Consider the following 16317-nt stretch of genomic DNA (forward strand, 5'->3'; position numbering starts at 1 on the left):
ACCAATTACCAATTACCAATTACCAATTACCAATTACCAATTACCAATTACCAATTACCAATTACCAATTACCAATTACCAATTACCAATTACCAATTACCAATTACCAATTACCAATTACCAATTACCAATTACCAATTACCAATTACCAATTACCAATTACCAATTACCAATTACCAATTACCAATTACCAATTACCAATTACCAATTACCAGTCTACAATGGTATGAGTCATGCAAAATCTAGGTACATCACAACTAACAGGACTAAACTTAGAACTATTTCACGTTCAAACTAGTACATCATTTGCAATACCAACACATTCAGCTGTAATTCGTATCGGTAAACCGAACGAAAAAATTAATCCGGATATAGATGTTTCTGCTTTACCAGACACTGATATCGTTTCTCGCCTGCACGCAGAAATTCAAATAGAAGGTAATAAGTACTATATTGAGGATTTAGGAAGCTCTAACGGCACATATCTTAATAATACAAAGCTAGAGCCAGGAACTCGCTATGCTCTGAATTTAGGAGATAAAATTAACCTCGCTCAAGAAGAAAAAGTAACTTTTATATTTCAAAATAGACCACAAAATCAAACAAATAATATTTATATTTCTAATCCAACAGTGTTTCAGACCCAGAATACTAATATCAATCAAAAACATAAGGTTGATCGAACTAGCAAACTTTTAGGTTCAGCCTTAATGATTGCTGGAATTATCATTTTTGCTTCTAGTACTCAAATTGGCATTTTTGTCCGGCTTCCGGGTGTGTTACTTTGTGTTGTTGGAGTTGCCATACTGATTTGGGGGCGAATTAATCCAATTTTTGGATTGCTTTTGATCTTGGGTGGAATTGGAGTCATTGTTTTCACTGGTGGCGTGTTTGCTTCGGTGAATTTCTTGGCTTTTCTAATATCATCTGCCTTGTTAGCAGTGGGATATTTACTTTTTAGTACTGGAAAAGTTGGGAAGTACGATTTACAAACTATCAAAGATTTGATCAAGCAGAAAGGTTAACCCCAGGCGGGTTATTCAAGTCTTGTTGTAGTCAGATTTATCTGACTTGAAATGTAAGCCAAGAAATAAATTTCTTGGCAGGATGAAAAGCTGGTATAAGAAGCCACGGGCAATTCTAGAACGAGGAAATGAAAATTTAACACTTCCCACACCTCTACACCTTTTTTCAAGCTAAATCTAACTTTAACCCTTTCCCTTTAACTTTTTCCCCAACTTCTGCAAGAAGTCTATTGCTGACCACTAGAAGTTGGAGGAGGTGCAGGAACAGGTGCAGGGGCTGATTGCTGTTTGAAACGACGCAGTGATTGTCTCAACTGAGTCTGACTATTTGATGAGGCTGGTGTGGGGTTTAGCTCTCTGCGCCGACGACGTGGGGATTGGGTTGTTGGAGTTGGATTATTAGGTGTGACTTGTTGCCGTTGTCTGGATGTTGGGGTAGTTTGGTTTGTGGTAGGTGAAGGAGTTTGCACACGCTGACGCCATAGCCGCTGACGAACAGGTGTTGTCGGTTGAGAATTAGAAGTGGTTTGTTGTGAAGAAGGCGGAACATCGACGATAGTTCCAGGGGTTAACCGCCGTCTACGTCTTGTGGTTGGTTGTGCGACGTCAGCAGAGTTGACAGAAGAATCAGAAGTTGCTTGTTGGTTTCTTTGTTGTTCTTCTCTTTGTCTTTGACGTTTTTTGACATCGCGGTAACGACGCGAACCTCGTATGGCATATTCTGTGGCGATTACTTCTCCTTGTCTACCACGCTGTGAGGGTTTTAATTTCCAATTCCGAGCCTGGTTGAGGTGTTCTTCGTCTAGTTTGCGATTACCACTGGATTTGATGATTCGCACATTCGTAACATTACCTTGAGAGTCAGTGTCAACTGCTACTTCTACTCTGCCTTCTACACCTCTACGTCTGGCGTCCTCAGGATATTTAACATTACACTCACGACAAGCTGCACGACCATCTCCTGAACCTGTTTGTAACTTAGGAGGAGTTGGTGCTGTAGCTATATTTTGGCGTTGTCTTCGCCCAGTTTCACTGCCGGAACCTGTTCCACTTCCAGTTCCATTGCCGGAACCTGTTCCACTTCCAGTTCCACTACCGCTACCACTGCCGGAACCTGTTCCACTTCCAGTACCACTACCGCCAGTAACTACTGTACCTGTACCATTGCCAGTAGTAGTAGCAATGGTGGAACCCCCACCACCTCCACTATTGGAATTTCTAGATTCCTTTAAAAGCTGTCTCAATTTTTCACTGCTTTGGTTTGCATTATTCTGCACTGGTGCAGGTGCAGGAGAGGTATTTGTTGCAATGGTGGGATTCGGGCGCGAATTTGGTGTAGTTGCTGGTTGCTGTACAACTTTCTTTTGCGGTTCTTTGACTGGTTCTGGTTTGAAAGTCTGTACTGGAGCAGGTTGAGGTATCTGTTGTTTCTCGACAGGTTTTGGTACGGGCAGAACTTCGGTATTATTGCTATTGGTACTTACTTTCGCGCTGAGAGTCTTAGTATCTATGGGTTCTGGTTTTGGAGTCTCTTTTTTGGTTTCTTCTGGTGGTTCTGGCGTTTCCAGCGTCGTAGGTTCAACAATTGTGAATTCTATTGGTTCTTCTTCAGAAGGCACTCTACTTAAAAGGTTGCCGATGCCGGAAGCTAATACCCCAATATGCAGCGCTAGTGAGCCAATTAGACTAAAAGTCAGAAAAGATTTTAGAGCTTTGGCTTCTTTTTCTCGCTGCTGCACTGCGATGCTGGAAAAGCTCATAATATTGCAACTCATTATTACCTAATCAGTCAGATTAGAATGTCTAGAAGCAAAAGTCAAGCAATAAAAGTATAAAAAAATTAGTTAAGTTTTATATAGTATTGCAATTCGGAAATGCTTAATTTATTAACTGTTTAGCTTTCAAAGAGCGTTGAGATTTATAGTAAATTTTATGTGACAAAAGTTAATTTAACTTGACATAAAGTTTTCACTTATTTGTCTTGCTATTGATAAGATATATCATTTACTGCTAGTCTAACTGTTAAACTGTTCATCTCCAAAGAAGTATTACATGCTAATCAATCAGTTTTTTAAAGCAGGTGGCGTGGTTATGTGGCCCCTGCTGGCATTTAGTGTGGTGGCGATCGCATTGATTATTGAACGGGTGCGTTTTTGGTATCGCATCAACACCCGTCAAAATAAAGTAGTGCGAGAGGTATTAAATCTCTATCGTGTAGATAATGTTGTTGGTGCAATGGAGAAACTGAAAAAAAACGCCGACTTGCCCATCTCACGCATTTTTCTCTCAGCATTACAACTAGAAGAACCTACACCAGAAGAGTTTCGCCTGGCTTTAGAAAGTGAAGCCCAAGCAGAAATTCCTGTACTCAAGCGCTTCCAAAATATTTTTGAGACAATTATCGGTCTTGCACCACTTTTAGGTTTGTTGGGGACTGTATTAGGATTAATCGTCTCGTTTGCATCCCTAGATATTGGGGATGTGGGAGGAACAAAAACCGCAGGTGTCACCGCAGGTATTAGTGAAGCACTTGTGTCTACAGCATCAGGATTAGTCGTAGCTATCTTTACATTACTTTTCGCCAATACGTTCCGGGGACTATACCAACGCCAAATAGCTTCGATTCAAGAATACGGAGGACAGTTAGAATTACTCTACCGTCGTCGTTATGAACGAGGAGACAGAGCTTATGCGTCTACAAGATGAGCCAGATTTACCACCGCAAATTAACATCGTACCAATGATAGATGTGATTTTTGCGATTTTGACATTTTTCATTATGTCAACGTTGTATTTGACTCGTTCAGAAGGCTTACCGGTGAGTTTACCCAAAGCAGCAACAGCCAAGCAACAGCAAGTTCCGACTAAAATTACTGTGACCGTAGCTCAAGATGGACAAGTCAGTGTTAACCGCAAACCAACTACCGTTGATGCATTAGAAGGGCAAGTGCGAGCTTTAGTAGGTGAGAATTCAGAAGTCTTGGTAATTATTAATGCTGACGAAAAAGTGAGTCACGGTCAAGTTGTGACGGTGATGGATAAGGTGCGACAAGTTCAAGGTGCAAAATTGGCTATTGCTACTCAGAAACCACAATAGTGGTTTGGAAGGAGAATAAGGGAGAAAGGGTACGCTTAAGACGTATTGTGATAAATCTCAAAAAATGAATGACACGTTTGGTAGTCCTCAAGAATGGCTGACTGTATTTGTCTATGTGGGATTTACAGTCTTTATTCTTTGGTGTGTATTGGTTAGTCAGAACAAATGATACTAAATTAGGATAGTTAGTATTGTTTGAAATTACTGATATAGCTTTTTGGCAAAGACTCCCAATCCAAAATCTAAAATCTAAAATCACCTAAGACTGTGAATTTGAAGAAGCAATATAAGGTTTTTTAGCAATTTCCAGAGATTAATTTTGATTAACGAACACTGATGAACACTGATGAACACAGATAGATTATCGCCTTGCACTGTGTTCATCGGTGTACCTTACGGAAATATGAGCGCGTCCACGATTTCAAAAACAAGACTTTTGCCATAGTTTTAATTGGTATAAATGCGATCGCACTCCAGCTAACGCTGCCATGATAACCAACTAGAGGTGATTTTCTTGACTAAAGGTGTTAAACGGGTGCGATTGTAAGCATCGGCTGCTTTACGGATTGCTTCTGCTTGCGTAGGATAGGGATGAATTGTTTTGGCGATCGCTTTCATCCCTAAGTTATTAGTCATTGCCAAAGTAATCTCGTTAATTATCTCTCCAGCATGACGTGCTACAATTGTTGCACCTAAAATTTTGTCAGTGCCTTTTTTGACATGAACTTTGACAAATCCTTCTGGTTCGCCGTCGATAATTGCCCGATCTACTTCGTTTAAGGGAATATAATAAGTGTCAATTTCTATACCTTGATTTTGTTCTGGATACATCCCGACATGGGCAACTTCAGGATCAGTATAGGTACACCAAGGCATTGTCAACGAACTCAGTTTTTTCCGTCCTAATCCCAAAACTGAAAACAGGGCATTTTGAACGACAATGCGCGCTGCTGCATCAGCAGCGTGGGTAAATTTCCACTCCATGCAAACATCTCCCACTGCATAGATACGGGGATTCGTTGTTTGCAGGTAATCGTCGACAATGACTCCCTTTTGTTTGTCGTATTTCACACCTACAGATTCCAAGTTTAGATTTTCTACGTTAGGCGATCGCCCCACACCTACGAGAATTTCATCTACATATAGCTGGTTTTGTTTTCCGTTGGCTTCGTAGTAAATTACCTTGTTTACATCCTGGCGTTCAACGTGGTGAATATTGGCCTCCAAAATTAACTGCATACCTTCTCTAACAAAAGTTTTTTGGATAATTGCTGCTGCATCTGCATCTTCACGCCCTAATAAGTGGGAACCTTTTTGCAGCAAAATCACCTCTGAACCTAAGCGACGGAAAGTCTGGGCTAATTCGCAACCGATATACCCGCCACCGATGACAGCTAAACGATTTGGTCGGCGTGTCAGAGAAAATACGTTCTCGTTTGTTAAATATTGAACTTCTTCTAAGCCTGGAATGGATAGTTTTTTTGGACTGGAACCAGTAGCAATCACTGCTTTTTTAAATCGCAAAGTTTTCTGTGCTACTTCTACGGTATTACGTCCGGAAAAACATGCATTGCCAAAAAATACGTCTACTCCAAATTCTTGCTGAAACCGCTTCGCAGAATCATGAAGACTAATTGCTGCGCGTATCCGCCGCAATCGTTCCATTACAGCCGGAAAATCGATATCAACGTAGTGAGAAGTACCAACACCGAATTTTTCGGCATATTTGATGTCTGCAACCACACGCGCCGAACGAATCATGGTTTTCGACGGTACACAACCAACGTTGGTACAGTCTCCACCCATCAGGTGCTTTTCTACTAAAGCCACCTTTGCACCTAACAAAGCTGCACCCGCCGCCGTCACTAATCCAGCAGTACCCGCACCAATCACTACCAAGTTGTAGCAAGGTGCAGGTTCGGGGTTACTCCAATCTGGGGGATGGAGGTTTTCGATCAACTCCTGATTATAGCGATCCATCGGTGGAACACTTATGGGTTGGTCTGTAGGTGGAAATACTGCTTGGCTCATGACTAGCCACTTAATGAGTACAACTTTTTATCCTAGAACTCAAGCGATCATTTGTCCTCTAGCTAACGACGGTTTTGCTGTATCTCGTTTAACTTTGTTCTAATTGTCTCTACGCGGTTACGATTCACACCCAAATCACTTTGCCCTAACCGGGAAGCTGAACGAACATGGATAATATTGTCATTGCGGTCTAGGTAAAATTCAACGTCATCCACAAATCCCATCATGGCACTTTTGAACTCAGCATACAAATAATCTTCAGTTTCGCTGATGATTTTTGTTCTTGGTAGAGACTGAATGATACTTTTGATGTCTGCCAGTGCTTGTTCTGGGCTAGAAGTGTAAGTTAAGGGCGCTATTTTGTGAACTGCGTCTGTACTTTGGCTAGAAACACAGTTTGGGCTATTGGGACAAGGTGCTAATTTGCGATCGCGAACGCCCAAGTTTGATGGTCGTTTACCAGCAAAAATCATGGTTATCTCCAATAATGTTAGTTATATCAAGTCTGGTTAATTGCTAGAAAAGATTGTTTTAAATCAATTACCGATTACCCATAATCCATTAGTCTGTATTTTACTCCTAACTGCGCCCTTGAACTGGATGACACTGTTTTAATTACAGTTTAGGGTGGACAGCATTGCCCACCCTAAAAGTTAATAACTAATTGAATCAGTTTACATGGCGAGATTTACCATCACCCAGTAAAGAAAAAGCACAGAAAAAACACCAATCCACAAAATGGCTCTATTTTGAAATAGATTTGTTAGACGGTTCATAAGCAGTGATATTGAGTAATCGATTCTTAATGTGTGACTAGGAATAGATTAATCAACACAAAGAGATGGAGTACACCTCAACACATTTTGCTCAAAGGTGCAAGGAAGAAAGTACTCTCCTAAATTTCCCTTCCCCTTAGCTATTCCTCACTAGTATCCACTCTTCAAGGAAGTATGGACTCTGAGTTTCCCTTAACCAAATGTCTATAAGGTATACTTGACTCATTTCTGAGCCTTGTGTTTGGATTTAACCAAAAACTATTCCTAATTGCTGATTTATCGTGAAGTTTTAACTACTAGCACCAACAAGCGTATCCCTTAAGCCTTTATCATTGGCTTTTATCTGCTTTTATGATGCTAGTTCTACCAAATCCAAATTCCATTCACTCACTTTTTCAAATCTGAGTAGATAGGTTTCATGAGAATCTACATCAGACAAAAAAACATGAGTGACTTGATTCAGAATGAAGCATTGAAGCTTTAAGCCCCTAACTTCAACAATTCTGAATATAAATGATTTCTAAATTTGGATTTGATAGTAATTATATTCTAACTATATCAAAAGAATTTTGCAGGGCTGGCATAAAGAAAAATTATGAATACTCTGATGCTATAGCATTCCTAAATTATTCGCGCAAAGAGTTCCACCTCCAGGTTATGGTGGTACTGAAAATGAAGTGGGGGAAGGGAAAAGTTTATGGTGGGGAGGTGGGGCAGTCAGGAGCTGGGGAGAATAATATAGTTACTAATTTCCCTTTGTCCTCCAAGTCGTCCCCCTTTCCCGTTCCCTTTTATGCATCTGTTGGCTCGATATAGCCTTGTAAATTCTCAGGTTCAAACTGGCGTAAAATACGAGTTGCCTGACGGGTCAATTCTTCAGTACCTTTGACTACAATTAAATACTTACCTTGATTTAAACGATTGCGGTAAGGTAGAGCATCTCCACTACCCACAGTTAAACCAACTCCGCCACCAACTAAATATGCACCTAAAGCACCAGCAGCAGTTCCTAAAAGCCCACCGATAATATGATTGCCAAAGCTGCCAATATTAAATATCTCAATGCCTGTCAAAGCATTAAAAGCATAACCGGCTACAAAACCAAAGGGAATTAGCCAAAGTGCTAAGCGATTTGCTCCTTTTTTAGCTTGCACATTCGGGTTTATTAACCCGTATTCATCAGCTGTTTTGTAACCTTGACCTAAAATATCAATTTGATTTACAGGTAAGCCTTCTTTTTCGAGAGCAGAGTAAGCTTCTTCTGCCTGTATTCTATCTGATAAAACCGCAATAAGATAATTCATTATTTCCTCCAACGTGAAAACTACTAATGGTTAGTAAAAATGAAACATATAAACGTTTATCTTTTTTGATAATTCAAAAGAGAGTATATATAATTTTGTCTCCCTCAAGAGAGACTGCATGAAATATCATAGAGTAGTTGATTTTTCACTACTAATTACTAGCTAATAACAGTCAGCACGAAAAATTATTTTATCTAGATGATTTATTGATACTTATCTATAAAAGCTAAGCAAGATAGCTATAAAATACTTCAACCTTGAGAGGGAAGATTGAATCTTGATACTAAGTCTAAAGACTAAAAATGAAAGATGTATTGAGATTGAAAATCTATAAAAATACGATTTTATCTGCATAGTTGCCTTTTTATTTTCTCAGTAGCTTTTTGCTGCTGATAATAATGGCTACAATAAAATGATGTACCTCACCTCTGGAGTTCTAGCTGTGGGCCTATTTGATGATTTGAGTCGGTTTTTGGAAAATCGTTTAGAGGAATTCTTGCGAAGTAATCCCCATCTGGAATTAGAAGCGTTGTTAGAGCAGCTGCGGGAGCAGGAAGAAGATACTTTAAAGTTGATTGCAGATTTACAATTACAAGAGAAGCGATCGCAAGAAGAAATTCTGTCTACAGCTCAAGAAATCCAAAGGTGGCATATCCGTGTCCAAAAGGCAAAAAATGCTGGTAGAGAGGATTTAGCAGTAAAAGCGCAAGAGAGAGAAGCAGCACTCTTGCGTCAAGGAAATCAACAGTGGGGACAGATGCAAGGGTTGAAAGAACGCATTTCCCAAGCACAGGATTTACTCAAGAAAGTCCAACAACGGCGACAGGAAGTGCAAACAAAAGCTACGGAAGCACAAACAGCACGTGCCAAAGCGCAAGCACAGCAGCGTATCGAAACCGCTGGTTGGTCTAATCAAAGTCGTAGCTACTCCAGTGGGAATGACCCTCTAGAGGAAACATTCCGCCGTTGGGAAACGGAGGCTGAGTTGGAAGAGATGAAGCGGAAAATGGGAAGATAAATAATGGTAGTAGTTAGTGGTTAAATTAACAACTAATAGCTATCAACTAACATATGAATTTTCCTGTTTATTTTTACTTGGGTTCATTGCGGATTCACCCACATGTCTTATTTGAATCCATAGCTTATACAGTGGCGTTACGCTTAGTCTTGCGTAATGCCCGTAAGGATATTATTTCACCGCCACAACGCACTTCTATTATTGTGGGTGGAATGCTGGGTGCTATTGTCGGTGCCAAGGTGTTAGTTTTACTGCAACATATTAATTTATTAGAGCAAAATCCCCAACTATTTTTATTACTATTACTGCAAGGTAAAACAGTTGTCGGAGCTATCTTAGGGGCTGTAATTGGAGTAGAAATTACCAAAAAAATTATTGGTATCACCCGCTCCACTGGTGATGTATTTGTCTATCCATTAATTATCGGAACCGCAATTGGTAGGATTGGTTGCTTTTTAACTGGGTTGAGCGATCGCACTTACGGAATTGCCACAACATTACCTTGGGGTGTAGATTTTGGTGATGGTATTCGCCGTCATCCTACTCAACTCTATGAAATTATATTTTTAATCATTTTATTAATATTTATACATTTTCGCAGTCGCTATCAATACCAAGAAGGTGATTTATTTAAATTTTATTTAGTTTGTTATTTAAGTTTTAGATTTTTGATAGATTTTATAAAGCCCGACTTTCATATTTTCTGGGGAATGAGTGCGATTCAAATTGCTTGTTTGTGTGCCATCATTTATTACAGTCGTTCGATTCCTCAGATGTTCCAATTGAAATCGTGAGGCATGGAGCATAGTATATTGTTAAACTTTTTATCTAGCCTACAGTTGTTATTTGTAGGTTTTATCCCTGCTGCTGTTGCGGGGATTTTACTGGGAAGTGCAATTGGTATAAATCCCTTACTTTATCAACTATGTAAGCGATTGCTACAAATTCCCTACAGTATTCCTCCCATAGCATTTGTACCACTCGCTTTTATCTTTTTTAAAGAAGTAGAAGTAGCAGCAAGTATCGTTGTTTTTTTTAGTGCTATCTGGGCAGTGATCATTAACACTGCTACAGGTATGCGTAAAAGTCGTCTCCAAGACAATAATTTTCGTGTGGCAATAAATTATATCTTTGATGCTTTAAGAACTGGTCTGTGGATAGCTTGGTTTACAGTGATTGCAATTGAAATGTTGACAATCGGAAGAGGCTTAGGGTTTTTGATTTGGAATGGTTACAGAGGAGGTAACTATAATAAGATTATCGAGGGTCTAATTTATATTGGGACTATCGGTTTTCTCTTAGATCAACTATTAGATATTACAGGCAATCTCCTGGCAAAAATTGTCTCAGAAGGACAAAAATCTGATGACTAATGTGACTGGAATATTGACTAGCTTCTAAACAATCTTGTATACAGTGTTTCATGCCTCATACTTGCTAAAGATAAACCCCAAGTACAGCAACTGAGTTCATCGTCTTCTAAATTCAGAATCTGTACTGTGAGGTGGTTCAGTAATGGCTGGAGTTCTAGTAATATTTTTTGCCCTGAAGTCTGACCCAAAGGAACGAGTTTCACCCCAGCAGTAATCAAGTTATTTGCCCAAGAATATAAATATCCTAACAAGGCTGCTTGTATATTTATTTGCCAATGGGCAGCAGCAATGCCAAAAGCGATCGCATAATTACAGGAATTACCCACAGCATCAGCAATGGGTTTTATTTGTGGTTGTAATTCAATTAACAGGCGGATTAGCGATCGCCCCATCCCCAAACTAGAAGCGTGTAATTCTTCGGTTTCTCTCGCTGCTGATAACCAACAATTCCAAATAGATAACCTTTGGAAATCTTCCGCTTGTACTGATTGATAGCCTCGAATCATCACTGCTGCTTCCATGGGAATAGTCCCATAACGCAATTCCATTTCTAACCAATGCTTCAGATGTTCTGGATGAGTGATCGCACCATCTTCTACCAAAGTTTCTAATCCTTCAGAATAACTATATCCCCCCACAGGTAAAGCTGGGCTAGCCAGTTGCAACAGACACAACAGATTGGCATCAGTGAGAGTGATGGTGTCCATATGCACCTGCTTCGGGTTGAAAGGGTGAGATTTCTTCTTTGATTTCTACTCCTAGTTGTTGGAGCATTACCTGTAAAACAGGATCGGGAGACAAGCGTAAATAAGCAGATGTAATTTCTACTGGCACATGACGGTTGCCTAAATGATACGCCGCCTTGAGCAAATCTATTGTGGTTTTAGCAACTACTGTTAAAACAGGTTCTGGCTTGGCAGTAATCCTCACTAGACTACCAGTAGTTTCATCTACAAGAATATCTCCATCTTGCAGTACCGTACCTCTAGGTAAACGCAAAAAAACCACTTGTCCATCTTCCATTTGCAAGCGATGACGACTGCGGGTACGTTCTTCCGCAGTGAGAGACAAAGTAGAAACTACTGCTGCATTCGGATTGGGTGGTTTTTTTTGGGTAAAAGTCAGCATGAGCAAACAGGGATAATAAATTAACTTAGCAGCAAAATCAGAATCTATCCGTGTTTATCAGATTATCGCACTCATATCATGTCCGTTTGAAGACTTATCATATCTGTGAAGGCCGGTAATTGGTAATTGGTAATGGGTAATGGTAAAAATCAATGCCCAATGCCCCCAACTGCATCAGAATAATATCGTAAGTAATTAGCCGGACTTGATATCATACATCTTTTCCCTTACCAACCTACGGTTGTTGATGGTCAAATATACAATCGTCGTATCCCGCTATTCATCCCTACCTTGCTTCGCTGTTTATGTTGGGACTTTCGCGTTCCGTTAAAACCAAGGGTGGGCAAATAGCCCACCCCTATTATTTACCTATTTATTTGCCCTTACTCAATCCCCTCAATCCGATCCTCAACCTCCTGATACAACTCACGCAACTTCTCCAAATTACTCTCGCTTGTCTCCCAATAACCCCGTCCATTTACTTCCAACAAAGTTGATACAATCTTGCGGAAAGAATGGGGATTCAGATTCATCAACCGCTTTTGCATCTCTTCATCCTGGATAAACGTGGTATTCACATCCTCGTAAATCCAGTTATCAACAGCACCAGCAGTCGCACTCCAACCCATTGTGTTTACTAAGCGTTTGGAGAGTTCGCGTACACCTTCGTAACCGTGAGATAGCATTCCCTCGTACCATTTAGGATTTAATAATTTGGTACGAGCATCCAAACGCACGGTTTCTGATAGTGTCCGTACTTGGGCGTTGGCTGTTGTTGTATCTGCAATGTAGGATGATGGTGTTTTACCATCACCACGCAGACTTGCCACAACTTTGGTGGGATCTGAATCGAAATAATGAGAAACATCAGTTAAGCTAATTTCGGAAGAGTCAAGATTTTGGAAAGTTACCTCGGCTGTTTTTAAGGTAGTTTCAAATATCTTCCGAGATTCTTCCATCGTACCAGGGTTATCGGCACTGAAAGCAAAGGATTTGCGGTTGAGGTACATTTCCTGTAACTCTGCTTCGCTTTCCCAAGTGCTGTTTTCTACCGCCAAGTTGATGTTGGACGAGTAGGAACCAGAAGCGTTGGAGAAGACACGAGTTGCTGCTTGACGCAGGTTAATTCCCATTTCCTCTGCTTGTTGCAAAGCGTGTTTGCGGACATAATTCATTTCTACAGGTTCATCTGCTTCCGCAGCCATTTTCACGGCTTTATCTAGCAGGTTCATCTGGTTGATGAACAAGTCACGGAATACACCAGAACAGTTGATTACAACATCAATTCTGGGTCGTCCCAACTCTTCTAGGGGTATTAATTCTAACTTGTTGACTCTTCCCAAAGCGTCGGGAACCGGACGCACACCCACCATCCACATAATTTGGGCTAGTGATTCCCCGTAGGTTTTGATGTTATCGGTTCCCCAAAGCACAGAGGCGATGGTTTCGGGATACTTGCCACTGTTTTCTGCCATGTACCTTGCTAGTAGCCTATCGACAACGATTTTGGCTGATTGGACTGCCGCTTGGGTGGGGATAGATTGCGGGTCAAGGGCGTGTATATTTTTACCTGTGGGTAATACATCCGGGTTACGGATGGGGTCGCCGCCAGGGCCAGGTAAGACGTACTCACCTTCTAAACCTTGGAGTAAAGCACCGAGTTCGTTGTCAGCACAAACTTGCTGTAAGCAGAATTCTAAATACTCAAACAGAGGTTTCAGGGCTGCGGTGTCAACCTTAGTGTAACCTGCTTGATGCAGTGCTTCTACCCAAGGTTCTTTTTTGCCCATATTAAAGAAATTGAGCTTGGAAACAAAGGAAACTCTTCCCTCTGCGTCCGTTTGTTCTTGGACAAGGGCAGAAACGGCGGCGCGAGTTGCCATTGTGATGTCTTGCAGCAGCTGGACATCTTCTAATATGCCGCGATCGCTATTTTTGTAAATTTCGTCGATGTCCCGTCCCAGACTGTTGGCGATAATTCGGGGTAAGCTTTGTAAAGACGTTAAATTTAACGCCTCTACACCTTCTGGACGATCTAAACCTGCAATATTCACCAAAGTCGCAACTGCTTCTTCTGCACTGGGTGGCTTACCAATTACATGCAAACCGCAAGGCAAGAGTCGCGATTCTATTTCCATTAATTTGCGGTAGACCATGCCAACAATATTATCCCGTTCTTCAGCAGACATATCCTTAGCATCGGTTTCCGGCAAATTAATATCTTTGTCCAAGTTCACCATCCGACACTTGTCCATAATGGTGTTGACAATGGGAATCCCCCGTCCGGTATCTTTTAAGGTTTGGTAAGAACCAATTAAATCGCTGAGTTCTTTTAAACCTTTGTATAAACCAGCATTTTCCGCAGGTGGAGTTAGGTAAGAAATAGTTTCGGCGTAGCCGCGACGCTTAGCAATTGTGGCTTCGCTGGGGTTGTTGGCTGCGTAATAATACAGATTCGGAATTGTGCCAATTAAGTTATCTGGGTAACATTCGCCAGACATACCCATCTGCTTACCTGGCATAAATTCCAAGGAACCGTGAGTACCAAAGTGCAACACAGCGTCAGCTTGCCACACCTGTTCTAGGTAGGTGTAGTAGGCGGCAAAACCGTGGTGCGGGCTGGCGGAACGGGAGAATAACAGCCGCATCGGGTCGCCTTCGTAACCGAAGGTGGGTTGAACACCAATGAAGACATTACCAAAATGCTTCCCGTAAATCAGCAGGTTTTGCCCGTCGCTGTTGAGGTGTCCTGGTGGTGGCCCCCAGTTTTCTTCTAAGCGTTGAGAGTAGGGAGTGAGTGCTTCATACTCAGGCACAGACATGCGATAGGCAATGTTTAATTCTGGGCTGCTGTATTGTGCTTGGGCGTCGTGGATAACTTCTTGCATCAAGGCTTGGGCATTTTCTGGCAAGTCTTGCACGTCGTACCCGTTGTTTTTGAGGGCTTTCATCACCTCGTAAATGGAACCAAATACATCCAAATAAGCCGCGGTTCCCACATTACCTTTATCTGGCGGGAAGCTGAAAACGGTGATGGCAACTTTCTTTTGTAGCTTGGGTTTGCGACGCAGGTTGGCCCATTTGAAGGCGCGTTTTGCTATTGCTTCGATCCGATCTTGAAGAGCGATCGCTTTACCTGTTGCCCCATCCCTTCCTGATAATATAATCGGTTCAATTGCCCCATCTAATTCCGGAATGGCAATTTGCAGTGCTACTTGAATTGGATGTAAGCCCAAATCGCTATCCATCCACTCTTCAGTAGTTTGGAATACCAAGGGCAAAGCTACCATGTAAGGACGATTTAGGCGCTTGAGGGCTTCAATTGCCTTAGGATGGTCTTGACGTGCCGGTCCACCTACTAAAGCAAAACCTGTCAAAGATATCACAGCATCTACTAAGGGTGACTTGGTAGTTGGTTCGTAGAAGTAGGCATCTACAGGCTTAGAAAAGTCCAAACCACCAGCAAATACAGGAATTACCCGTGCGCCCATAGCTTCTAATTCCTGTACCATTGCCACATAGTGAGCATCATCACCTGTAACTAAGTGAGTACGCTGCAATACTAAGCCGATACAGGGTGCTAAGGGGTCTTGCAAATCTTTGGAAATATCCTTACGGCTGTTGTACCAGTTCAGATACTCTCTGACATCCTCAAACATTGTCATTGACAAAGGATGCCAAATACCCATGTCTGGGTAAACAACCGGTGCATCGTATTGTAGAGACGTTAAATTTAACGTCTCTACATTTTTCAATACATATTTATCAGCTAGCATCAGCAAGAAGTTTTCCAGGTTTTCTGGCGAACCCCCTAGCCAATACTGAAAGCTCAACATGAAATTTCTGGCATCTTGTGCTTTTTCCATTGGTAGGAACTTCAGCACTTGTGGCAGAGTCCTTAACAGTTTGAGCATCGCATCTTCAAAGCCAGCGCCGGATTTTTCCTTGCGCTTACGCATGAATTGAGCGATCGCACTCTTAGACTGTCCCAACTGTGCCATTGAGAAGCTGCCCATTTTGTTTAGGCGCATCACTTCTGGCATTGATGGGAAAACAACAGCAACATCAAGGCGATCGCGATGCGGTTGTACTGCTTCTACTACTTTCTGAGCTAAGTCTTCAATAAAAATTAGTGAGGCGATAAATATATTGGCAGTCTCGACATCTTTTTGGAACTCCTCGTAGTTTTCTGGCGAACGGAGTTCTTCTATCAAGTAGCCGCTGATTTCAATCGCCACGTTAGGATGGTTTTTGTTAATGACCCTAACCGCTTGTGACAATGCACTCTGGTATTGGGACTCTAACACGACATAGACCACCTTAATTAAATGACGCCCTCGCAGATCATCAGGCGCAATGTGTCTAATGGTGGACTTGACGTGGGTGAACATGCTTCTTCGGCTCCTTTGATGCGTGTTCTCTACTCTATCGGCAATCTCAGTCTTTTTTTATCAGAAAAAGCTTACTGCGTGGTGATTTTGTCGCCTATCTGACACAAAAAGATATAAACAATGAAACATATTGTTACAGATTTTGACTTTTTTCAAAAGTGATTACTCGCAAAT

Annotated in this window: 15 protein-coding genes; 8 read left to right on the top strand and 7 right to left on the bottom strand. The window is 41.4% G+C overall.

Annotated elements, in window-relative coordinates; genetic code table 11:
- The first annotated feature begins 151 nt into the window (after positions 1 to 151).
- Together UYK_RS27795 and UYK_RS0115080 are read left to right on the top strand one after the other, a co-directional pair.
- Complete coding sequence (locus tag UYK_RS27795) at positions 152 to 298, top strand: hypothetical protein (RefSeq protein WP_423752156.1); 147 nt, start codon at positions 152 to 154, stop codon at positions 296 to 298.
- A complete protein-coding gene (locus tag UYK_RS0115080; protein WP_009454634.1) occupies positions 234 to 1025 on the top strand; it encodes an FHA domain-containing protein in 792 nt (263 codons plus the stop codon). The genes UYK_RS27795 and UYK_RS0115080 overlap by 65 nt, the downstream gene beginning before the upstream one ends.
- A 227-nt stretch (positions 1026 to 1252) precedes the next feature.
- Here UYK_RS0115080 and UYK_RS0115085 read toward each other — a convergent pair whose 3' ends face one another.
- Positions 1253 to 2785 (bottom strand): energy transducer TonB, encoded by a 1533-nt coding sequence (locus UYK_RS0115085; protein ID WP_016871691.1) that lies wholly within the window; start codon positions 2783 to 2785, stop codon positions 1253 to 1255.
- Between the two features lie 292 nt (positions 2786 to 3077).
- Here UYK_RS0115085 and UYK_RS0115090 point away from each other — a divergent pair, with 292 nt between their 5' ends.
- Positions 3078 to 3731 (top strand): MotA/TolQ/ExbB proton channel family protein, encoded by a 654-nt coding sequence (locus UYK_RS0115090; RefSeq protein ID WP_009454638.1) that lies wholly within the window; start codon positions 3078 to 3080, stop codon positions 3729 to 3731.
- On the top strand, positions 3715 to 4122 hold the full coding sequence (locus UYK_RS0115095; protein WP_009454639.1) for an ExbD/TolR family protein: 408 nt from the start codon (positions 3715 to 3717) through the stop codon (positions 4120 to 4122). The genes UYK_RS0115090 and UYK_RS0115095 overlap by 17 nt, the downstream gene beginning before the upstream one ends.
- Positions 4123 to 4599: 477 nt before the next feature.
- Here UYK_RS0115095 and UYK_RS0115100 read toward each other — a convergent pair whose 3' ends face one another.
- The 3 genes from UYK_RS0115100 to UYK_RS0115115 all read right to left on the bottom strand — a co-directional run bounded on the left by UYK_RS0115100 (position 4600) and on the right by UYK_RS0115115 (position 8233).
- On the bottom strand, positions 4600 to 6153 hold the full coding sequence (locus tag UYK_RS0115100; protein ID WP_009454640.1) for a mercuric reductase: 1554 nt from the start codon (positions 6151 to 6153) through the stop codon (positions 4600 to 4602).
- Positions 6154 to 6215: 62 nt separating this feature from the next.
- A complete protein-coding gene (locus tag UYK_RS0115105) occupies positions 6216 to 6626 on the bottom strand; it encodes a DUF1499 domain-containing protein (protein ID WP_009454644.1) in 411 nt (136 codons plus the stop codon).
- Positions 6627 to 7720: 1094 nt separating this feature from the next.
- Positions 7721 to 8233 carry a hypothetical protein gene (locus tag UYK_RS0115115; protein WP_016871693.1) on the bottom strand — a complete coding sequence of 171 codons (513 nt, stop codon included), beginning with the start codon at positions 8231 to 8233 and terminating at the stop codon, positions 7721 to 7723.
- A gap of 415 nt (positions 8234 to 8648) precedes the next feature.
- Between UYK_RS0115115 and UYK_RS0115120 the strand changes: the two genes are divergently transcribed.
- From UYK_RS0115120 to UYK_RS0115130, 3 genes are read left to right on the top strand one after another with little or no spacing between them, the layout of a single operon-like run.
- A complete protein-coding gene (locus UYK_RS0115120) occupies positions 8649 to 9251 on the top strand; it encodes a TIGR04376 family protein (RefSeq protein ID WP_016871694.1) in 603 nt (200 codons plus the stop codon).
- A 53-nt stretch (positions 9252 to 9304) separates the two neighbouring features.
- On the top strand, positions 9305 to 10045 hold the full coding sequence (locus UYK_RS0115125) for a prolipoprotein diacylglyceryl transferase (RefSeq protein WP_009454650.1): 741 nt from the start codon (positions 9305 to 9307) through the stop codon (positions 10043 to 10045).
- A gap of 3 nt (positions 10046 to 10048) precedes the next feature.
- The gene (locus tag UYK_RS0115130; RefSeq protein WP_009454652.1) at positions 10049 to 10624 is read left to right on the top strand and encodes an ABC transporter permease; all 576 of its coding nucleotides are present in this window, start codon (positions 10049 to 10051) and stop codon (positions 10622 to 10624) included.
- A 17-nt stretch (positions 10625 to 10641) separates the two neighbouring features.
- Here the strand turns inward: UYK_RS0115130 and UYK_RS0115135 are convergent, their stop codons facing one another.
- The 3 genes from UYK_RS0115135 to UYK_RS0115145 all read right to left on the bottom strand — a co-directional run bounded on the left by UYK_RS0115135 (position 10642) and on the right by UYK_RS0115145 (position 16143).
- Positions 10642 to 11331 carry an urease accessory protein UreF gene (locus UYK_RS0115135; RefSeq protein ID WP_016871695.1) on the bottom strand — a complete coding sequence of 230 codons (690 nt, stop codon included), beginning with the start codon at positions 11329 to 11331 and terminating at the stop codon, positions 10642 to 10644.
- A complete protein-coding gene (ureE, locus tag UYK_RS0115140) occupies positions 11309 to 11752 on the bottom strand; it encodes an urease accessory protein UreE (RefSeq protein WP_009454656.1) in 444 nt (147 codons plus the stop codon). The genes UYK_RS0115135 and ureE overlap by 23 nt, the downstream gene beginning before the upstream one ends.
- A gap of 383 nt (positions 11753 to 12135) precedes the next feature.
- Positions 12136 to 16143 (bottom strand): magnesium chelatase subunit H, encoded by a 4008-nt coding sequence (locus UYK_RS0115145; protein ID WP_009454658.1) that lies wholly within the window; start codon positions 16141 to 16143, stop codon positions 12136 to 12138.
- Here UYK_RS0115145 and UYK_RS26565 point away from each other — a divergent pair.
- Positions 16081 to 16245 carry a hypothetical protein gene (locus UYK_RS26565; RefSeq protein WP_162138644.1) on the top strand — a complete coding sequence of 55 codons (165 nt, stop codon included), beginning with the start codon at positions 16081 to 16083 and terminating at the stop codon, positions 16243 to 16245. The genes UYK_RS0115145 and UYK_RS26565 overlap by 63 nt on opposite strands.
- Positions 16246 to 16317: the final 72 nt, after the last annotated feature.

This window comes from Fischerella thermalis PCC 7521, assembly GCF_000317225.1.
In the GTDB taxonomy this organism is placed as follows: Bacteria; Cyanobacteriota; Cyanobacteriia; order Cyanobacteriales; family Nostocaceae; genus Fischerella; species Fischerella thermalis.